The 15,463-nt window shown below is 69.7% G+C and carries 17 protein-coding genes, 1 pseudogene and 1 riboswitch; of the genes and pseudogenes, 12 read left to right on the top strand and 6 right to left on the bottom strand.

Going from position 1 to position 15,463, the window contains the following annotated elements; genetic code table 11:
- Positions 1 to 53 precede the first annotated feature (53 nt).
- A complete protein-coding gene (locus tag ABD340_RS21320) occupies positions 54 to 2,207 on the bottom strand; it encodes a serine/threonine-protein kinase (RefSeq protein WP_344591008.1) in 2,154 nt (717 codons plus the stop codon).
- A 56-nt stretch (positions 2,208 to 2,263) separates the two neighbouring features.
- On the opposite strand from ABD340_RS21320, the gene ABD340_RS21315 reads away from it, so the two are divergent.
- Both ABD340_RS21315 and ABD340_RS21310 read left to right on the top strand, forming a co-directional pair.
- Positions 2,264 to 2,815, top strand: coding sequence for an RNA polymerase sigma factor (locus ABD340_RS21315; protein WP_344591006.1), 552 nt, complete (start codon positions 2,264 to 2,266; stop codon positions 2,813 to 2,815).
- Between the two features lie 87 nt (positions 2,816 to 2,902).
- Positions 2,903 to 3,928: a sulfotransferase family protein gene (locus ABD340_RS21310; protein WP_344591005.1), complete on the top strand. Its 1,026-nt coding sequence runs from the start codon at positions 2,903 to 2,905 to the stop codon at positions 3,926 to 3,928.
- A 39-nt stretch (positions 3,929 to 3,967) separates the two neighbouring features.
- Here ABD340_RS21310 and ABD340_RS21305 read toward each other — a convergent pair whose 3' ends face one another.
- Positions 3,968 to 5,413, bottom strand: a complete 1,446-nt coding sequence (locus tag ABD340_RS21305; RefSeq protein ID WP_344591004.1) for an alpha,alpha-trehalose-phosphate synthase (UDP-forming) — start codon at positions 5,411 to 5,413, stop codon at positions 3,968 to 3,970.
- Positions 5,414 to 5,518: 105 nt separating this feature from the next.
- Here ABD340_RS21305 and ABD340_RS21300 point away from each other — a divergent pair, with 105 nt between their 5' ends.
- From ABD340_RS21300 to ABD340_RS21280, 5 genes are all read left to right on the top strand, one after another.
- A complete protein-coding gene (locus ABD340_RS21300; RefSeq protein ID WP_344591003.1) occupies positions 5,519 to 6,478 on the top strand; it encodes a cation diffusion facilitator family transporter in 960 nt (319 codons plus the stop codon).
- Positions 6,479 to 6,837: 359 nt separating this feature from the next.
- Positions 6,838 to 6,979: riboswitch (SAM riboswitch) on the top strand.
- A gap of 14 nt (positions 6,980 to 6,993) precedes the next feature.
- On the top strand, positions 6,994 to 8,247 hold the full coding sequence (thrC, locus tag ABD340_RS21295) for a threonine synthase (RefSeq protein WP_344591002.1): 1,254 nt from the start codon (positions 6,994 to 6,996) through the stop codon (positions 8,245 to 8,247).
- 41 nt (positions 8,248 to 8,288) lie between these two features.
- Positions 8,289 to 8,567: a MoaD/ThiS family protein gene (locus ABD340_RS21290; protein ID WP_344591000.1), complete on the top strand. Its 279-nt coding sequence runs from the start codon at positions 8,289 to 8,291 to the stop codon at positions 8,565 to 8,567.
- Positions 8,568 to 8,652: 85 nt separating this feature from the next.
- Complete coding sequence (locus ABD340_RS21285) at positions 8,653 to 9,276, top strand: hypothetical protein (protein ID WP_344590999.1); 624 nt, start codon at positions 8,653 to 8,655, stop codon at positions 9,274 to 9,276.
- 182 nt (positions 9,277 to 9,458) lie between these two features.
- Positions 9,459 to 9,659, top strand: coding sequence for a cold-shock protein (locus tag ABD340_RS21280; RefSeq protein ID WP_344591659.1), 201 nt, complete (start codon positions 9,459 to 9,461; stop codon positions 9,657 to 9,659).
- 64 nt (positions 9,660 to 9,723) lie between these two features.
- Here the strand turns inward: ABD340_RS21280 and ABD340_RS21275 are convergent, their stop codons facing one another.
- Positions 9,724 to 9,987, bottom strand: a complete 264-nt coding sequence (locus tag ABD340_RS21275; protein ID WP_344590997.1) for a hypothetical protein — start codon at positions 9,985 to 9,987, stop codon at positions 9,724 to 9,726.
- 217 nt (positions 9,988 to 10,204) lie between these two features.
- Here ABD340_RS21275 and ABD340_RS21270 point away from each other — a divergent pair, with 217 nt between their 5' ends.
- Positions 10,205 to 10,711 (top strand): GNAT family N-acetyltransferase, encoded by a 507-nt coding sequence (locus ABD340_RS21270; RefSeq protein ID WP_344590996.1) that lies wholly within the window; start codon positions 10,205 to 10,207, stop codon positions 10,709 to 10,711.
- 432 nt (positions 10,712 to 11,143) lie between these two features.
- Here the strand turns inward: ABD340_RS21270 and ABD340_RS21265 are convergent.
- Positions 11,144 to 11,344: pseudogene (locus tag ABD340_RS21265) on the bottom strand (response regulator); the annotation flags it as partial.
- 129 nt (positions 11,345 to 11,473) lie between these two features.
- Between ABD340_RS21265 and ABD340_RS21260 the strand changes: the two are divergent.
- Both ABD340_RS21260 and ABD340_RS21255 read left to right on the top strand, forming a co-directional pair.
- Positions 11,474 to 12,241 (top strand): SGNH/GDSL hydrolase family protein, encoded by a 768-nt coding sequence (locus ABD340_RS21260; RefSeq protein ID WP_344590994.1) that lies wholly within the window; start codon positions 11,474 to 11,476, stop codon positions 12,239 to 12,241.
- 34 nt (positions 12,242 to 12,275) lie between these two features.
- On the top strand, positions 12,276 to 12,683 hold the full coding sequence (locus ABD340_RS21255) for an SgcJ/EcaC family oxidoreductase (RefSeq protein WP_344590993.1): 408 nt from the start codon (positions 12,276 to 12,278) through the stop codon (positions 12,681 to 12,683).
- A 139-nt stretch (positions 12,684 to 12,822) separates the two neighbouring features.
- On the opposite strand, the gene ABD340_RS21250 is transcribed toward ABD340_RS21255, so the two are convergent.
- Complete coding sequence (locus ABD340_RS21250; protein ID WP_344590992.1) at positions 12,823 to 13,362, bottom strand: flavoprotein; 540 nt, start codon at positions 13,360 to 13,362, stop codon at positions 12,823 to 12,825.
- A 194-nt stretch (positions 13,363 to 13,556) separates the two neighbouring features.
- The gene (locus tag ABD340_RS21245) at positions 13,557 to 13,988 is read right to left on the bottom strand and encodes a nuclear transport factor 2 family protein (RefSeq protein ID WP_344590991.1); all 432 of its coding nucleotides are present in this window, start codon (positions 13,986 to 13,988) and stop codon (positions 13,557 to 13,559) included.
- A 168-nt stretch (positions 13,989 to 14,156) separates the two neighbouring features.
- Here ABD340_RS21245 and ABD340_RS21240 point away from each other — a divergent pair, with 168 nt between their 5' ends.
- Positions 14,157 to 14,450 carry a hypothetical protein gene (locus tag ABD340_RS21240; protein WP_344590989.1) on the top strand — a complete coding sequence of 98 codons (294 nt, stop codon included), beginning with the start codon at positions 14,157 to 14,159 and terminating at the stop codon, positions 14,448 to 14,450.
- 88 nt (positions 14,451 to 14,538) lie between these two features.
- Positions 14,539 to 14,817: a hypothetical protein gene (locus tag ABD340_RS21235; RefSeq protein ID WP_344590988.1), complete on the top strand. Its 279-nt coding sequence runs from the start codon at positions 14,539 to 14,541 to the stop codon at positions 14,815 to 14,817.
- Positions 14,818 to 15,463: the final 646 nt, after the last annotated feature.

The raw sequence follows: 15,463 nt of genomic DNA, 5'->3' as shown, positions 1-15,463 counted from the left end.
ACCCTGCCGCCGGGGATGTGCTCAGCGGTCCCGCGCCCGGCGCGTGTGGACGATCAGGGGGCGGTGAGCTTGAGGTTGTCCAGGATGTCCTTGGTGGCGTTCCGGTTGCCGGTCTCCTTGACCCGGATCCACGCCCCGAACTTGCCGGTCTTGTCGCGCAGCCCGACCTCCACCACCGTCGGGGTGCCCACCCGGCAGCCGGTGAAGCGGGTGATGGTGCCGGTCAGCGCCTTGTCCGGCGAGGTGTAGTTCTCCGGGTTGGCGCGGGTGCACTGCCCGTGCCGGCTGGCGTTCGGCGGCGGCAGCTTGCCGTTGGCCACGTCGGTGGTCAGGCCGATGAAGACGCCCGGGCTCTTGCCGTCGCCCTTGAAATCCTCGACGTTCGGGGAGGCGCGGAGCACCGGCCGGGCCTGCGGATCGTTCAGCCCGACGCTCGTGGGCGGCCAGGTGGCCTCCTGCCCGCGCGGCCACGCCTTCGGCACCGCCGCCCGGATCTTGCCGCCGGTGTCGGAGACCTGGACGAAGTCCTTGGGCACCGCCGGCTTCTCGGGCTTGGACGGTTCGTCGCCGCCGGACAGCAGCGTCCCCAGGGCCAGCCCGCCGACCAGGGCGACCGACAGGATGATCGCGGCGATGATCATGCTCCTGCGGCCCGCCGCACCCGGGCCCGCGCCGGTGCCGCCACCGGTGCCGCCGGGACGTCCGGGCAGGCCGAGCTTCTTGAGCCGCGCCATCGGCCCCTCGGACGGCTTGCCGCCCGGCTGCGAAGGAGGCTGGAAGCCCGTCGGCGGAGGTCCCTGCCCAGGCCCAGGCCCAGGCCCCGGCCCCTGCCCAGGCCCCGGCGCCGGTCCAGGCCCTGGCCCTTGGCCGGGGCCCATGGGCGGGCCCTGCGTGGGGCCTTGAACAGGGAACGCCGACGTCTTGCCTTCTTCACCCGGCGGCTGCGGCGGCCCTGGAGGATCTGGCGGCTGGGGGAACGAGATGGTGCGGCTGTCGTCGGCCCCGCCCGAAGGGCCGGGAGAGGGCGGGCCGTAACGGCTGGGATGGTCGACGATGGTCTGTTCGTCCAAAGGCCGCGGCGGGGGCGCGACCTCCGAGGTGCGCGTCGCGTCTTCCGGAGTAGGCGGCTCCTCCCGGGTGGAGGGCTCCTGATCCGGATAGGGCGGGGGCGGGTAGCCCTGCGCCGGAGCGACCGACGGCGGCGGAGGGGGCCCGGGCCGGCCATGACTCGCCGGCGGCTGAGGTGGTGGAGGCTCCGGGTGGCTCGGCTGCGGCGCGGCAGGTCCCGGCCCCTGCGCGTAGGAGTACGACGGGTCGGCCGGATAGAACTGGTCCTGGATGGTCTGCGGCGGCTCCTGCACCGCGGGCGGAGGGGCTCCCGGCCCGGGCCCCGCGTTCGACGTCGAAGGCGAGCCGGTCGGCCGGAGCGTCGCCAGAGCCTCCGCGAAGGCCTCGGCGGTCGGCCAGCGCTTCTCCCGCTCGACGTCGAGCGCACGCAGGACGACCTGGTCGAACGCGGGCGTCAGGCCCTCCCGCAGCGAGCTCGGCGCGGTCCGCACCGGCGGCGGGCCGGGCGGCCGTCCCGTGAGCATGTGGTAGATCAGTGCGCCCAGGCCGTACACGTCGGCCCGAACGTCGAGGCCGCCGCCGAACCGGGCCTGCTCGGGCGACATGTACCCCGGCGTGCCGACCGGAAGGGTGAACGCCCCCGAGGCGTGGGCGAGCGCCTTGGCCAGCCCGAGATCGGCGATCAGGAGCCGCTCGCCGCCGTCCGGCGCCGACTGGAACAGCACGTTGGACGGCTTGAGATCGCGGTGGATCACCCCGAGGGCGTTGATGACCTCCACCCCATAGGCGATCTCCTCGGCGAGCACAAGGGCCTCGCCGACCGGAAGTGGCCGTTCGCGCATCCGATCGGCCAGAGTGCCGCGGTCGGCGTACGACATGACGAAGTAGGGGCGGCCGTCCGGAAGCTCGCCGATGTCGTGCACCCGCACCAGCCGCGACGAGTCGGCCCGGCGCAGGATCCGCGCCTCCTCCAGGAAGCGATTGCGCACGTCGAGGTCGTCGATGAGGCTCCCGGACAGCACCTTGATCGCGACCTGGGAGTCGAGGGCTTCGTCGTGGCCCAGCCACACCGAGGCGAACGCGCCCGAGCCGAGGACGCGATCGATTCGGTAACGGCCGACCATAGGAGGGAAGGACACTCCCGTATCATGCCCAACAAACGGGGAGTGTGTGCGAACGAGCATGGGGCGCGGCGATGGCATTCGATGAAAGGACCGAGGAGCTGGCCGTCAAGGCGGCTCAGGGCGACCAAAGCGCCCTCAACGAGCTGCTTGGCAAGATCCAGCCCGACGTGCTGCGGCACAGCTCGCGCTTCCTGCCCTGCAGGCAGGACGCCGAGGAGGCCTGCCAGGACGCGTTGTTGCAGGTGGCGCGGAACATCCACCGGTTCGAGGGGCGGTCGCGGTTCAGCACCTGGCTGCACGTCGTGGTGGCGAACTCCGCACGGTCCACCTACCGGTCCCTGAAGCGGCGGTCGGTGGAGCAGGCCGGCGAGCTGCCCCAGCAGCGACCCGACCCGCGCCGGACCAGCGTGATCGCCGGTTCCCGGGTCGACATCCTCGACGCCATGGAGGACCTGGAGGCGCGCAAGCCCGACCTGATCCAGGCACTGGTGCTGCGCGACGTGTCCCAGCTGGAGTACTCCGAGATCGCCGAGCAGCTCAAGCTGCCGCTGGGAACGGTCAAATCGCGCATCCACGAGGCCCGGAAGCAGGTCCGCCAGACGCTGGGCGAGTCCTACACCTGATCAGGGGCGGTCAAGCAACGGCAAGTCCCGGCCAACCGTGCGTCAGGCGCCGGGCGGAGCGCGGTGCGGTTCGGCCAGCATGCCGTCATGCTCTCGACACTCACGGCAGGCATCGACGTCCTGCCCGGCCGGCCGCTGTTCGTCATCGGATGCCCGCGGTCGGGCACGACGCTGCTGCAACTGATGCTGCACTCCCATCCGCGGATCGCGATCCCCGCCGAGAACCGGTTCCTGCTGGCGGCCTATGCGTCGCGGTGTGACTTCGGTGACCTTGGAGATAGGAACAACAGGCGCGCGCTCGCGGAGTGGATCACCGGCCGGGAGGCCGGCCGGTTCACCGATCTCGGCCTGGACGCCGCGGAGGTGGCCGCGGAGATCGTCGACGGGCCGCCCTCGCTGGGCTCCGCGCTGGACATCGTCTTCCGCGCGTACGCCCGCCGCTTCGGCAAATCCCGCTGGGGCGACAAGCGGCCCGGCTACTTCCAGCATGTGGACGTGCTGCTGCGGATGTTCCCCGACGCCCAGTTCATCCACCTGATCAGGGACGGCCGCGACTGCGTCGCCTCCCTCAAAGCGATGCCCTGGTTCCGGCAGGACGTCTTCCACGCCGTGTCCATGTGGCGGGAGGCGATCGACGTCGGCCGGCGGATGGCTTCGCGACTCGGCCCCGACGTCTACTACGAGCTCCAGTACGAGCGCCTCGTCGCCGACCCGGTCGAGGAACTGACCAGCCTGTGCGCGTTCCTCGGCGAGGACTTCCACTGGGAGATGACCGCCCCCAGTGATGTGGCGCGGCTGCTCATCCCAAAGCAGCACCGCTGGCACGACAGCATCGGCACGCGCCGCGCCGGCACCTGGGCGGGACGGCTGGAGCCCTGGGAGGTCGGCCTCGCGGAGGCGGCGTTCGGCGAGCGGCTCATCGAGTACGGCTACGAACCCAGCGACGAGGCCCGGCGTCCGAACACCGCACAGCTCACCCGGTACGCCCGGACGAGCACGCATCGCAGGCTGGCTCAGCAAAAGGCCGCCCTACGCGACCGCTGGCGCAGCCGCCACGAGCCCAACCCCGTCCACAGCCTCCTACCCGCCGAAGCCCACCCCGCCTACTGCTGACCGACCCTTTCGGACTGACCGTCCCCTGCGGAGGGCCGGTCAGTCGAGGGCGGCAAGCTGGTCGGCGAACCAGCGTTGGGGCGGCAGCGCGGTGGCCGCTGCCGCCAGCCGCTCGCACCGCGCGGCGCGCTCGTCGTCCGGCATCAGGAGGGCCTGGTGCAGCGCCTCAGCGGTCTGCGACACGTCGTAGGGATTCACGAGCAGGGCGTCATCGGCGAGTTCCGCCGCGGCCCCCGCCTCCCGGGACAGCACCAGCGCGCAGCCGCGCTCCGACACGACCGGGCCCTCCTTGGCGACCAGGTTCATTCCGTCGCGGATCGGGTTGACCAGCAGCACGTCCGCCAGGCCGAACGCCGCGAGCGAACGCGGATAGTCGTCGTTCACCTGGAGGATCAGCGGGTCCCAGTCCGGCGTGCCGAACTCCTCGGAGATCCGCGCCGCCATCCGCTCCACGGCCGCCGTGTACGCCCGGTACTCGGGAAGGTCGTACCGGGACGGGTACGCGAACGCCAGGTGCGCGACCCGGCCCCGCCACTCGGGGTGGTTCACCAGCAGCTCCCGGTACGCGGCCAGCCCCCGGACGATGTTCTTCGACAGCTCGGTCCGGTCGATCCGCACGATCAGCCGCCGGTCCCCGACCTGCTCCCGGAGGGCCTGGGCGCGGGCCACGACGTCCGGCTCGGCGGCCCGGCGGCGCAGCGCGGCACCGTCCACACCCAGCCCGTGCACGCCGATGCCGGTGGTGTGGCCGCCGCGGGACACCGTGCGGGCCGCGCGGTCGATCTTGACGCCGGGCAGCAGCGCCGCGCAGCAGTCCACGAACGCCTCGGCCCACCGCTCGCTCAGGAACGCCGCGTGATCGGCGCCCAGGACGCCGTCCAGCACCTGCTCGCCGATGTCGTCCGGCAGCAGCCGGAAGTACTCGGGCGGGGCCCAGGGCGTGTGCGAGAAATGCACGATCTTCAGGTCTGGGCGCCGGTCGCGCAGCATCCGGGGGGCCAGCGACAGGTGGTAGTCCTGGATCGCGGCCTTGGCGCCGGGCGCGGCGTCGCGGGCGAGGGCGTCGGCGAACGCGGCGTTGTAGGCCTCGTACGACTGCCAGTCGCGCCGGGACCGCGCATCGAAGTGCGGGGCGTTCGGGGTGTCGTACAGCAGGTGGTGGACGAACCAGAGCGTCGAGTTCGCCACGGCGTTGTAGGCCCGCTGGAACGTGGCCGCGGGGATGTCGAGCATCCGTACCGCCGCCCCGCCGAGATCGTGCCCTGCCTGGTCGAGGCGGCCGTCCGGGGCGCGGCGCGCGGCCGCGCGGTCGCCGTCACCGAGCGCCGCGCACACCCACAGCACCTCCGGGGCGTCCGCGCCGCCTGTGACACCGGCCAGGCCGGACACCAGCCCGCCGCCCCCGCGCCGCATGGTCAGCGCGCCGTCGTCCGACAGCGAGAACGACACCGGCCCCCGGTTCGACGCCACCAGCACTTGGCTCATACCGGCAGAATCTCAGCTGAGATCCACGCAGATCAAAGTGCCCCGAGGGACACCATCACATACTTGCCCTAGGTTGAGCGGGATGACCTTGGGTACCGGACGCGGATGAGCAAGTCCGAAACCACCAAGACTGTGCTCGTCGCGGGAACGGCCAACCTGATTCTCGCCTTCACCAAGCTGATCGCCGGCGTGCTCGCCGGATCGAGCGCCATGCTCGCCGAGGGCGCGCACTCGGTCGCCGACACCCTCAACCAGGGTTTCCTGCTGGCCTCGCTGCGCCGCAGCGCCCGGCCGGCCAACCGGCGGCACCCCTTCGGGTACGGCAACGAGCGGTACTTCTGGTCGCTGCTGGCCGCCTTCGGGATCTTTGTCGCGGGCGGCGGCTACTCGATCTTCGAGGGAGTGCTGACGATCACCGGCAACGAGGCCGGCGGCGGCGAACACCTCTGGCTGGCCTACGCGGTACTGGCGCTGGCGGCCCTGCTGGAGGGCACCTCCTGGCTGCGCGCGTACGTCCAGGCCCGGCGCGAGACCCGCGAGAACGGGCGCGACCTCGTCGACCACGTACGGCGCACCCCCGACGTGACGTTCAAGGCGGCGCTGTTCGAGGACACCGCCGCGATGATCGGCCTGGCCATCGCCGCGATCGGGCTGACCCTGCGCCAGCTCACCGGCTCCGCGTTCTGGGACGGCCTCGCCTCGATCATGATCGGGCTGCTGCTGGTCGTGGTCGCCATCGCGCTCGGCCGTGACAGCCGCAGCCTGCTGATCGGCCAGTCGGTCGCGGCGGAGACCCAGCGCGAGATCCGCGCCGAGATCGCCTCGTCCCCCGGCGTCACCGGCGTGGACGAGCTGTTCACCATGCACTTCGGCCCGGACGAGCTGCTGGTCGCCGCCAAGGTGCACTTCTCCGACACGATCAGCGCCGACGAGGCCGAGGACACCGCGGGGGAGATCGACCGGCGGCTCCAGGAGCGACTGCCGATCGTCCGGCACGTGTTCCTCGACCCGACCCAGTCCGAGCCCGCGCCCGTCCCGTCCAGCCAGTGCCACCCCACCCCCTGACCTGCCCCTTCGCGCCCCAGGGCCACCCGCCGTCCGGAGGGCGGGCCGAATCCTGGATGATCAAGCCTGGGGCCGGGTAACGTCTCGGTGGGTGAGACCCCCTCGCCCACCAACCGGTCAGATCATGTAAAGTCGGCGCATAGGATCTGATACCGCCCATGCGGTGCCAAGGTTCTGACCGTCTGAGACGTGCACAACTTCATAACGCTCATCCAGAGGGGTGCAGGAAGCGCAGTGGCCAAAGGGCCGGTCTTCCAGCTCAGCCCTCACACAACTTCATAACGCTCAACCAGAGGGGTGCAGGAAGCGCAGTGGCCAAGGGGCCGGTCTTCCAGCTCAGCCCTCATATAACTTCATAACGCTCATCCAGAGGGGTGGAGGGACCGGCCCTGTGAAGCCCCGGCAACCACCTGGTTCGTATGCGCTCGCGATCCTGCGGGGCCGACCGGGAGATGGTGCCAACTCCGGCCTGTGACCAAGGTGGCACAGGGAAGATGGGGAGAGGCCTCGCTCTTATGGCACACACGCCTGCCAGTACCTCCGTGAACCTCGGTCCCGCGACCGCTCTGACCTGCCGCGAGTGCGGGCACAGTCGAGAGCTGGGCCCGTTCTACGCGTGTGCGGAGTGTTTCGGCCCCCTGGAGATCTCCTACGACTTCGGGGGTGTCACCCGCGCCGCGATCGAGGCGGGCCCGCGCAACATCTGGCGCTACCGCGGTCTGCTGCCGGTGCCGGGCAACGTCGCCGAGACGCCGAACACCGAGCCCGGTCTGACCCGTCTGGTCCGGGCCGACCAGCTGGCCGAGTCGCTGGGGCTGGCCCGGCTCTGGGTCAAGGACGACAGCGGCAACCCGACGCACTCGTTCAAGGACCGGGTGGTCGCGGTGGCGCTGGCGGCGGCGCGCGAGCTGGGCTTCAAGGTGCTGGCCTGCCCGTCCACGGGCAACCTGGCCAACGCGGTCGCGGCGGCCGCGGCGCGGGCCGGGATCCGCAGCGCGGTGTTCGTGCCGTCCGACCTGGAGCAGCAGAAGATCATCACGACCGCGGTGTACGGCGGCACGTTCGTCACCGTGGACGGCAATTACGACGACGTGAACCGGCTGGCCTCGGAGATTGCCGGGGAGCAGGAGGACTGGGCGTTCGTCAACGTCAACGTGCGCCCCTACTACGCCGAGGGGTCCAAGACCCTGGGCTACGAGATCGCCGAGCAGCTCGGCTGGCGGCTGCCCGACCAGATCGTCATCCCGGTGGCCTCCGGCTCCCAGCTCACCAAGATCGACAAGGCGTTCCAGGAGCTGATCAAGCTCGGCCTGGTCGAGGACAAGCCGTACCGGGTCTTCGGCGCGCAGGCCGCGGGCTGCGACCCGGTGGCGGCCGCGTTCAAGGCGGGCCACGACGTGGTGCGGCCGGTCAAGCCGGCCACGATCGCCAAGTCGCTGGCGATCGGCAACCCGGCCGACGGACCCTACGTGCTGGACGTGGTGCGGCGCACCGGCGGCGCGGTGGAGGACGTCACCGACGAGCAGGTCGTCGAGGGCATCCGGCTGCTGGCGCGCACCGAGGGCGTCTTCGGCGAGACGGCGGGCGGCGTCACCGTGGCCACCCTCCGCAAGCTGGTGGAGAGCGGCGCGCTGGACCCGTCCGCCGAGACGGTGATCATCAACTCCGGGGACGGGCTCAAGACCCTGGACGCGATCTCCTCCCAGGTGGCGCCGAGCGCGAACATCGCCCCGTCGCTCGAGGCGTTCCGCGCCGCCGATCTCGCCTGAGCCCGTTTTCCCGTTCGATCCGAGCATTCTTGGAGCCAGCAATGAGCACCGTTTCCGTGCGGATCCCGACGATCCTCCGGAACCTCACCGGCGGCGAGTCGGAGGTCAAGGCCGAGGGCGCCACGCTGCGTGCGGTGGTGGCCGACCTGGAGGCGAACCACCCGGGCATCGCGGCCCGCGTCCTGGACGACAACGGCAAGATCCGCCGCTTCGTCAACGTGTACGTGGGCGACGAGGACGTGCGCTTCGCCGACGGCCTGGACACCGCGACGCCCGAGGGCGCCCAGATTTCGATCATCCCGGCCGTCGCCGGCGGCTGAGCCGGGATTCGTCCCATCCCGGGTGTTCTTTCGAGAACACCCGGGAAAAGGGCTTTTGTCCTGCAGGTTCGGGTAAAGGCTCTGCATGGGGACGGCGGCGGAGATCGCGGACGCGGTGCACGGGCATCCGATGGTGACCGCGGTCGAGCCCATCGGTTCCCGGGCGCTCGGCACCGCGACCGAGCTGTCCGACTGGGACTTCGCCGTCACCGCCGAGGACTTCGGAGAGGTGGCCGCCGACCTGCCCGGACTCATCTCCCGGTACCAGCCGCTCGCCGCCCAGTGGGACCCGCTGGGCGACTGCGAGAGCTACCTGCTCATCTTCCCCGGCCCCGTCAAGGTCGATCTCATCTTCCGGGACGTGGCGCGCAGCTGGAGCCCGCCGTGGCGGGCCGGTCCCGACACGCTCGCCGCAATGGATTCGCACTTCTGGGACTGGTCATTGTGGCTGGTGAGTAAGCGCCGTCACGGCATGACCGATCGGGTGCTGGGCGAACTCCTCAGGATGCGCCGCCACCTTCTCGAACCCCTCGGAATCCCTGTCCTTCCGCTCACCTTGGAAGAGGCGGCCGACCGCTTCGTGCGCGCCCGCGACCGGCTGGAGGCGCGCTACGGGTTGCACATATCCCGGCGGCTGGAGGAAGAAGTCCGTCCTCTCGTCAGTGCCCCGCACCGTGACCATTACCGGCCGTCCGGTCTTCCGTCATAAGGGCTGTTGTCTCTATCACCCCGCCTATATGGTCGACCCCGATCACGCCGCATCGACCCCGTCACGGCCCTTCGAAGGGCGGTGGGGACGTGACCGCTGATCGCCGGGCCTCGCGGTAGAAGGGGTGTTGGCCCGAAGCACCAACCGTGGGCACGGCCACGGACGAGCGGCAGGTTTTGCTGATGGCGCAGGGCACAGTCAAATGGTTCAACGCGGACAAGGGCTACGGCTTCATCGCGGTGGACGGCGGCCGGGACGTGTTCGTCCACTACTCGGCCATCGTGATGGACGGCTACCGCAGCCTTGAACAGGGGCAGCGGGTGGAATTCGAGATTACGCAGAGCGACCGGGGTCCGCAGGCGGACTCGGTGCGCGCGATATAAGAGGGAAACGCGCGAGACCCGGCCTCTTCCGGGAGCCGGGTCTTCGCGTCGGGAATCCGCCGGGTCAGTGCCGCACGACCGGTGCCTGCCGGTCGATGTACCGCCCCAGCGTCACGACCATGTCGTCGAAGGCCCGGTCACCGTGCTTGCTCTTGAGCACGCCGAAGAGGTTCTTGCGCGCGGCCTCGCGCAGCATCTCCGTGAGCACGGGGTGGGCGACCTCGCGTCCGGCGGCGAACTCGTCATAGGCGTGCCGGGACGCCCGCAGCAGTTCGGGGTGGGGCGCCGACTCCGCAAGAATCATGCCCGCGGCATCTCTGAGTTCCATGCGCGCAGTTTATGGCCAAGCCCGCCCCGCCGCTTCCGCTTCGCGCCCCCGCGGGACGTCCAGGAGCCGTCGTGGGCTTGTTCGAATTCCTGCGATCGCGGCCTCCATCAGGCCGTTCCATTTCAAGATCACGTACCCGAGTCGCGCCCGTGGCCTGGTCGGGCCATTGAGCGGTGTTCTCCGGACGGGATCCGGAGGCTTTGCTTCGATCTGGATCATGAGAACTCTGGAGACCCCGAGGCTGATCCTGCGTCCCTTGACGCCTGAGGACTTCGAGGACTACGCGGCGATGCTCGCCGATCCGGACGTGGGGCGTTTCCTGTCCGCGGAGGGAAGCATGTCCCGCGAGGATTCATGGCGAAACCTCGCTCTGTTCCTCGGCCATCAGCAGATTCAAGGCTTCTCGAACTTCGCCGTGGTCGAGAAGGACACCGAATGCTTCGTCGGCCGGGTCGGGCCCTGGCAGCCTTTGGGATGGCCGGGGCTGGAGCTCGGATGGTGCCTGGCACGGCGGTTCTGGGGCCGGGGGTACGCGACCGAGGCGGCGAGCATGGCGTTGCGGTACTGCTTCGACGATCTCGGGGCCGCCGAGGTGGTGTCACTGGTAGGCGTGGGGAACACCCGCTCGGCGCGCGTCGCCGAGCGGATCGGCCACCAGTATCGAGGCGACATCGACCTGCGCGGCGTTCGCTGCCACGACTACGGCCAGGCTCGTCCTACGTGACCAGGCATGGCGGGGCACAGGGCGGCGTGCCCCCGATTCGGCTGACCCCGCCGTCACGACAAGGCGGGGACGGCACCTCGACAAGGGCGCAGCACAGTCGTGCCATGACGCGAGTTCAGACGGCCGATGCCGCTCGGCCGACCACTGGGCGCAGGCCGCATCTGCCCGCGTTGGACAGGTTGCGAGGGGCCGCGATCCTCGGGGTGCTGCTGTTCCACACGGGCCTCTGCCGGGCGGTTTCCTCGAGGTGGACCTGTCGCTCGTCGACGGCGCGAACTCGTCGTGGCTGTTCACCGGAGGGCTTTTCGCCCACTCGCTGGCCTCCGCCCTGCTGATCGGGCTGTGTGCGCAGGCGCCGCAGGCGTGGGTCGCCAAGGTCCTTGCCTCGCGGCCACCGCGGTGGTTGGGGCTGATCTCCTACAGCCTGTACCTGCGGCGCAGCACCGTGCGGATCCGCGCGTCGAGCACGGTGGGCTGCGCCGGCTTGATGACGTAGTCGTCCGCGCCCGACTCCCGGCCGCCGACGACGTCGAAGTCGTCGCCACGCGCGGTGAGCATGATCACAGCTACCTCGCTCGCCGCCCGGATACGGCGGCACACCTCGAAGCCGTCGACGCCCAGCAGCATCAGGTCGTCCTCGATCGCCGCTACCCGTCCAGCATGGACAATGCCGGGCCGGCTCGTCGGTGGGGACGGTTTCCTGCGACACAACCGCGACATGGCGGCGGAGGCCCCGGGACACGGCGGCGGCACCGTCGAGCCATGACCAAGACACGAAGTCTCGCCCTCGGGCTGACCGGGCTGCTCCTGCTGACCTCCGCCTGCTCCGGCGAGTCCACCGCGACCGCCGGACCGGGGCTGTCCAAGGTGCTCTTCCTTGGCGACTCCATCGCCCAGGGCGAGGCGCTGCCCCTGACCGCCGCGTTCAAGTCCGGCGGCGTGGGATTCCAGTCGATCGCCGCGGACGGCGGCGGGAACGTCGTCGGACCGTTCTCCGAGAAGAACTGGAAGAAGCTGCCCGGGCAGATCACCTCCGGCAAACCCACCGCGGTCGTCTACCAGCTCACCACCTACGACTGGGGCAGCCGGCAGGAGCAACAGGCCGGCTACGACAAGCTGCTGGCCACGGTGACCGGGGCCGGGGCGAAACTGGTCTTCGTCACCGCGCCACCGATCAAGCCCGACGAGTTCTACAAGCCGCACATGGCCGACCTGAACCGCGCCCCTGACGTCGCCCGAGCGGTCGCGGCGGGTTCCTCGGGCCGGCCGGGCGTGCTCGACGCCGGCGCGGTGTGGGGCAGCACCTACCAGCGGGTCAAGAACGGCAAGGCCGACCGCAGCGCCGACGGCATCCACACCTGCCCGCAGGGTGCCGCCCGCTTCGCCAACTGGCTGCTAGCCGAGCGGGCCAAGCGGTTCCCCGGCTTCAACCCCCGCGCCCGCGAAGGACTGGGCCAACACCGGCTGGTCCGCCGACGACCACTTCAAGGGCTGCTGACCGCGCGGCGGTCGGTACGAGAAGGCGGTTGACCTCAAGCGCGCTTGAGTTTGCACAGTGATCTTCATGAGCGCAACGGATATATCGACACGCGAGGCCGAGATCGAAGCGATCAAGCAGGTGGTCGCCACGGTCGAACACGCCCAGAACAACGAACTCCCCGATGAGTTCGTCGGCCTGTTCCGAGCCGACGCCATCTGGACGACGGGCGGCGGCAAGCGCCTCTTCGGCCGTGAAGCGATCTCGACTTTCACCCACCAAGTGCTCCCCGGCGGGATGCGAGGGTCGACGGTCACGTTCGAGGTGGAACACGTGCTGTTCATCCGTCCGGACGTCGCCGCCGTCAAAGTGCGCCAGGTGTACCAGACGGCCGACGGCCCGGACGTCGGCACGCCGCTTTTCGTCATGGCCAAGGAGGATGGCCAGTGGCGCCTGACCGCTTGCCAGAACACCGGCGTGCTCGACGACGAATGACCGAATCCGCACGCCGGTCTGGGGCTGACGGCCTGGGACATGCGGCGCCGTTCTTCCCGGCGGCCGCGCGGTGTCGGATGCCCCGGGGTCGACCGCGCGCCGAACGATAGTGGCCGGGGGCCGACGATCGATCGGGCGATCAGGTCATCTGGTCGACTTCGCGCACGGCCAGGTTCCAGGGGAAGACGTCCTGCCGGTCGTCACCGCTTCGCGGTTTGTGGGGTTCGAACTCACCGGGGCCCAGCAGGATGCGGATACCTTCGCTCCGCAGCGTCGAAACGCTGTGCTTGAACGCGTGGCGGCCGGCCAGGGCGGTGTTGACGAAAGGCAGGACGACGATCGGGGTGCCCAAGCCCGGGGCTTCGGCCAGGACACCGAGGGCGTAGGTGTCGCTGACGCCGTGGGCCCATTTGTTGATGGTGTTGTAGGTCGCCGGGGCAACGATGATCGCGTCTGCCAAAGGGGCGCGAGGGTCGCCCGGCTTGCGGTACTGACTGCGGACGGGGTGACCGGTTTGGCCTTCCAGGGCTGCGACGTCGATGAAGTCCTGGGATGACGGCGTGGCGATGAGTTGGACGTCCCACCCTCGCCGCTGGGCGAGGATGACGAGTTCGCCGACGTCGGCGGCGGGACCGGCGGCGCAGACGACGATGTTGAGTATGCGGCGGTGGTCGGTCACAGTCAGACCCCGATCTCTGCGGCGGGTGCCGCTTGATGCTGGGCTTCGAACGCCGTCCGTCGGGCGAGCGTATCCCGCCGCGGGATATCCGCCTGGTGACGAGTGCCCCACCCGCAACGGCCGGTCGACGGCGGCGTCGGACGGTCAGGGGATGGTCGCCGCTCCCATTCGAGTGAACCAACAGTGGGCGACTTCTACGACTGACCGGGTCCTTCCCCGAAGACCAGGCGGTGCCCGCGGGCTGTATCCATGTACTCGCGGACTCGGTGGATCAGCCCGTCTCGGAGTTCGAAGACGAAGCAGTAATCGTTGGCGTAGTGGTTGCCGTTGGCGAGCGTCGCCGTCATGGTCTCCTCCACGATCACGCGCTCACCGTCGGCGTGGATCCCGTGAAAGGTGACGGTGACGTCACGCACGAAGAAGCGGGGAAAGTCCTCGGCGAGAAAGCGCACGATCGCCTTCCGGCCGACCATGTGGCTGGCCCCTTCCAGCGCGACGGCGGTCGCGTTCCCTGAGGGCGCCAGCCACTCGGCGTCCTCGGTGAAGACCTCGGATATCCGATCCGCATCATGGCTGGCGAAAGCTTTCCAGGCGCCCAGAACGATGTCCCGGCTGTGCTGTGACATGTCCGCGACCCTAGGCAGGCGCGATCGAGAGGGCTGGCGATTTTACGACGTCATCGCTGGCGCCCCACTGCCCCTGCCGGGGAAGTCGTGCAGCGAAGAGCCGCCTCCATTTCCGTGTCCCAAAGGGGCATTGGACGGCGGAGGTGCGATTCAAGCGATGATGTCCGGATGCGTGAGTATCTGATCCGGGCGGATGAAGACGAGGGCTGGATCGCCGTCCATGTGAACGACCTCGCGCGGATGCTGACTCCCCACGGGTGGGGCGCAGTCGCGATGGAGGGGTGGGGTGACCACCGGCTCCGGCTTGGTGGCACCGAGCTCTCGTTCTCCGGCGAGGCACCCGGTTGGCATGTTGCTTTTGAAGGCGAGATCTCTCCGGAGACGGCCGACGCTGCAATTGAGACGATCGCGCGGCAACTCGCAGAGCACGCCGGACGCTCCGTCTCCTGGTTCAAGCTGTAGGCCTGAGTTCGCTGGGAGGCGGACGGGCAGGAGCGACCCAGACGAGGCCGCGTAATGTCCTGTCGGCAGGGCGTGGTGGGACACGGCGATGAGCGACTCCCCTCAGTTGGTCACACAGCTACTCCAAGCAGTGGTCGCGTACACGTGGTTCTTCGAGACCTGTGATGAGTCCGTTTTGGAGGACGACACGGCGATCAAGCAACAGGAGTACGCCGGTTACCTCCTGAACCAGCTCTCTGACCCGGACAAGCGGCATCTGGTCGACGAGCTTGCGGCCTTGGCGGCGGGTGAGACGGATCCGGCCTACCGGGAGTTCGTGGAGAGGTTCGCCTTCGCCATGGGCCTTGTGGAGTCCGAGAACGGCTGAGGCGGCGGCGCGCCACCGGCGCGAGCGCAGCCACCTCTTGATTACGCGCGGGAGTTGAAAGTTCGGCAATCCGCTGTGTGATGGCGGGCTGGGAGATGCCTCACGTTGATCAGGAGGCAGACCCTCGGCAGGTGCCCGAGCCTGATCAGGCGCGGGCACCGGTGGCGCCTGCCCCGCGCCGCCGACGCCGCTTACGGCAGTGCCGGTCGTGGCTCCTCGGGTTGGTCGTCACCTGTCCGCGGGGCTGCGCCCCTCCAAAGCCGTCGCGCTCGGCCGGGGACCGCGGAAGACAGGCGCTGCCGCACAGTGGATCACAGCGACACATCCCCGGCAGGGCGGGGGCGGCTTCCCCCCAGGTCAGGGCAAGTCTGGCAACCTGGACCAGGTATGCCCTGGTGGGGATGGTCGACGCTTGCACTCGACAGGGTAGAGTGCTAAAAAACGATTGGCACTCTGCTGTGGAGAGTGACAATCCCACAGTCTGGATCGGGGCGACGAGGCCTCAGTCCGGCGGCGGAATGGCAGCCGTCGGGGAGGTCGTCCGTCGCGGGCGTCGACTCGGTCCGTCATGGCCACCCTGTTCCGGGAGGACTGGAGCCTATGGCTGCAAAGATGATCGCGTTCGATGAGGAGGCCCGTCGGGGTC

The organism is Actinomadura vinacea, assembly GCF_039532545.1.
In the GTDB taxonomy this organism is placed as follows: Bacteria; Actinomycetota; Actinomycetes; order Streptosporangiales; family Streptosporangiaceae; genus Spirillospora; species Spirillospora vinacea.
The sequence above is the reverse complement of the archived record's forward strand: the minus strand, read 5'-3'. Positions and strand labels throughout refer to the sequence as shown.

Excerpts from the sequence above, each read along its gene's own strand:
- ABD340_RS21270 (WP_344590996.1), top strand. The coding sequence starts at position 10,205 with ATGAGAACTCTGGAGACCCCGAGGCTGATCCTGCGTCCCTTGACGCCT.
- ABD340_RS21235 (WP_344590988.1), top strand. The coding sequence starts at position 14,539 with ATGAGCGACTCCCCTCAGTTGGTCACACAGCTACTCCAAGCAGTGGTC.
- ABD340_RS21245 (WP_344590991.1), bottom strand. The coding sequence starts at position 13,988 with ATGTCACAGCACAGCCGGGACATCGTTCTGGGCGCCTGGAAAGCTTTC.
- ABD340_RS21285 (WP_344590999.1), top strand. The coding sequence starts at position 8,653 with ATGGGGACGGCGGCGGAGATCGCGGACGCGGTGCACGGGCATCCGATG.
- ABD340_RS21305 (WP_344591004.1), bottom strand. The coding sequence starts at position 5,413 with ATGAGCCAAGTGCTGGTGGCGTCGAACCGGGGGCCGGTGTCGTTCTCG.
- ABD340_RS21255 (WP_344590993.1), top strand. The coding sequence starts at position 12,276 with ATGAGCGCAACGGATATATCGACACGCGAGGCCGAGATCGAAGCGATC.
- ABD340_RS21310 (WP_344591005.1), top strand. The coding sequence starts at position 2,903 with ATGCTCTCGACACTCACGGCAGGCATCGACGTCCTGCCCGGCCGGCCG.
- ABD340_RS21275 (WP_344590997.1), bottom strand. The coding sequence starts at position 9,987 with ATGGAACTCAGAGATGCCGCGGGCATGATTCTTGCGGAGTCGGCGCCC.
- ABD340_RS21260 (WP_344590994.1), top strand. The coding sequence starts at position 11,474 with ATGACCAAGACACGAAGTCTCGCCCTCGGGCTGACCGGGCTGCTCCTG.
- ABD340_RS21315 (WP_344591006.1), top strand. The coding sequence starts at position 2,264 with ATGGCATTCGATGAAAGGACCGAGGAGCTGGCCGTCAAGGCGGCTCAG.
- ABD340_RS21290 (WP_344591000.1), top strand. The coding sequence starts at position 8,289 with ATGAGCACCGTTTCCGTGCGGATCCCGACGATCCTCCGGAACCTCACC.
- ABD340_RS21240 (WP_344590989.1), top strand. The coding sequence starts at position 14,157 with ATGCGTGAGTATCTGATCCGGGCGGATGAAGACGAGGGCTGGATCGCC.
- ABD340_RS21280 (WP_344591659.1), top strand. The coding sequence starts at position 9,459 with ATGGCGCAGGGCACAGTCAAATGGTTCAACGCGGACAAGGGCTACGGC.
- ABD340_RS21300 (WP_344591003.1), top strand. The coding sequence starts at position 5,519 with ATGAGCAAGTCCGAAACCACCAAGACTGTGCTCGTCGCGGGAACGGCC.
- thrC (WP_344591002.1), top strand. The coding sequence starts at position 6,994 with ATGGCACACACGCCTGCCAGTACCTCCGTGAACCTCGGTCCCGCGACC.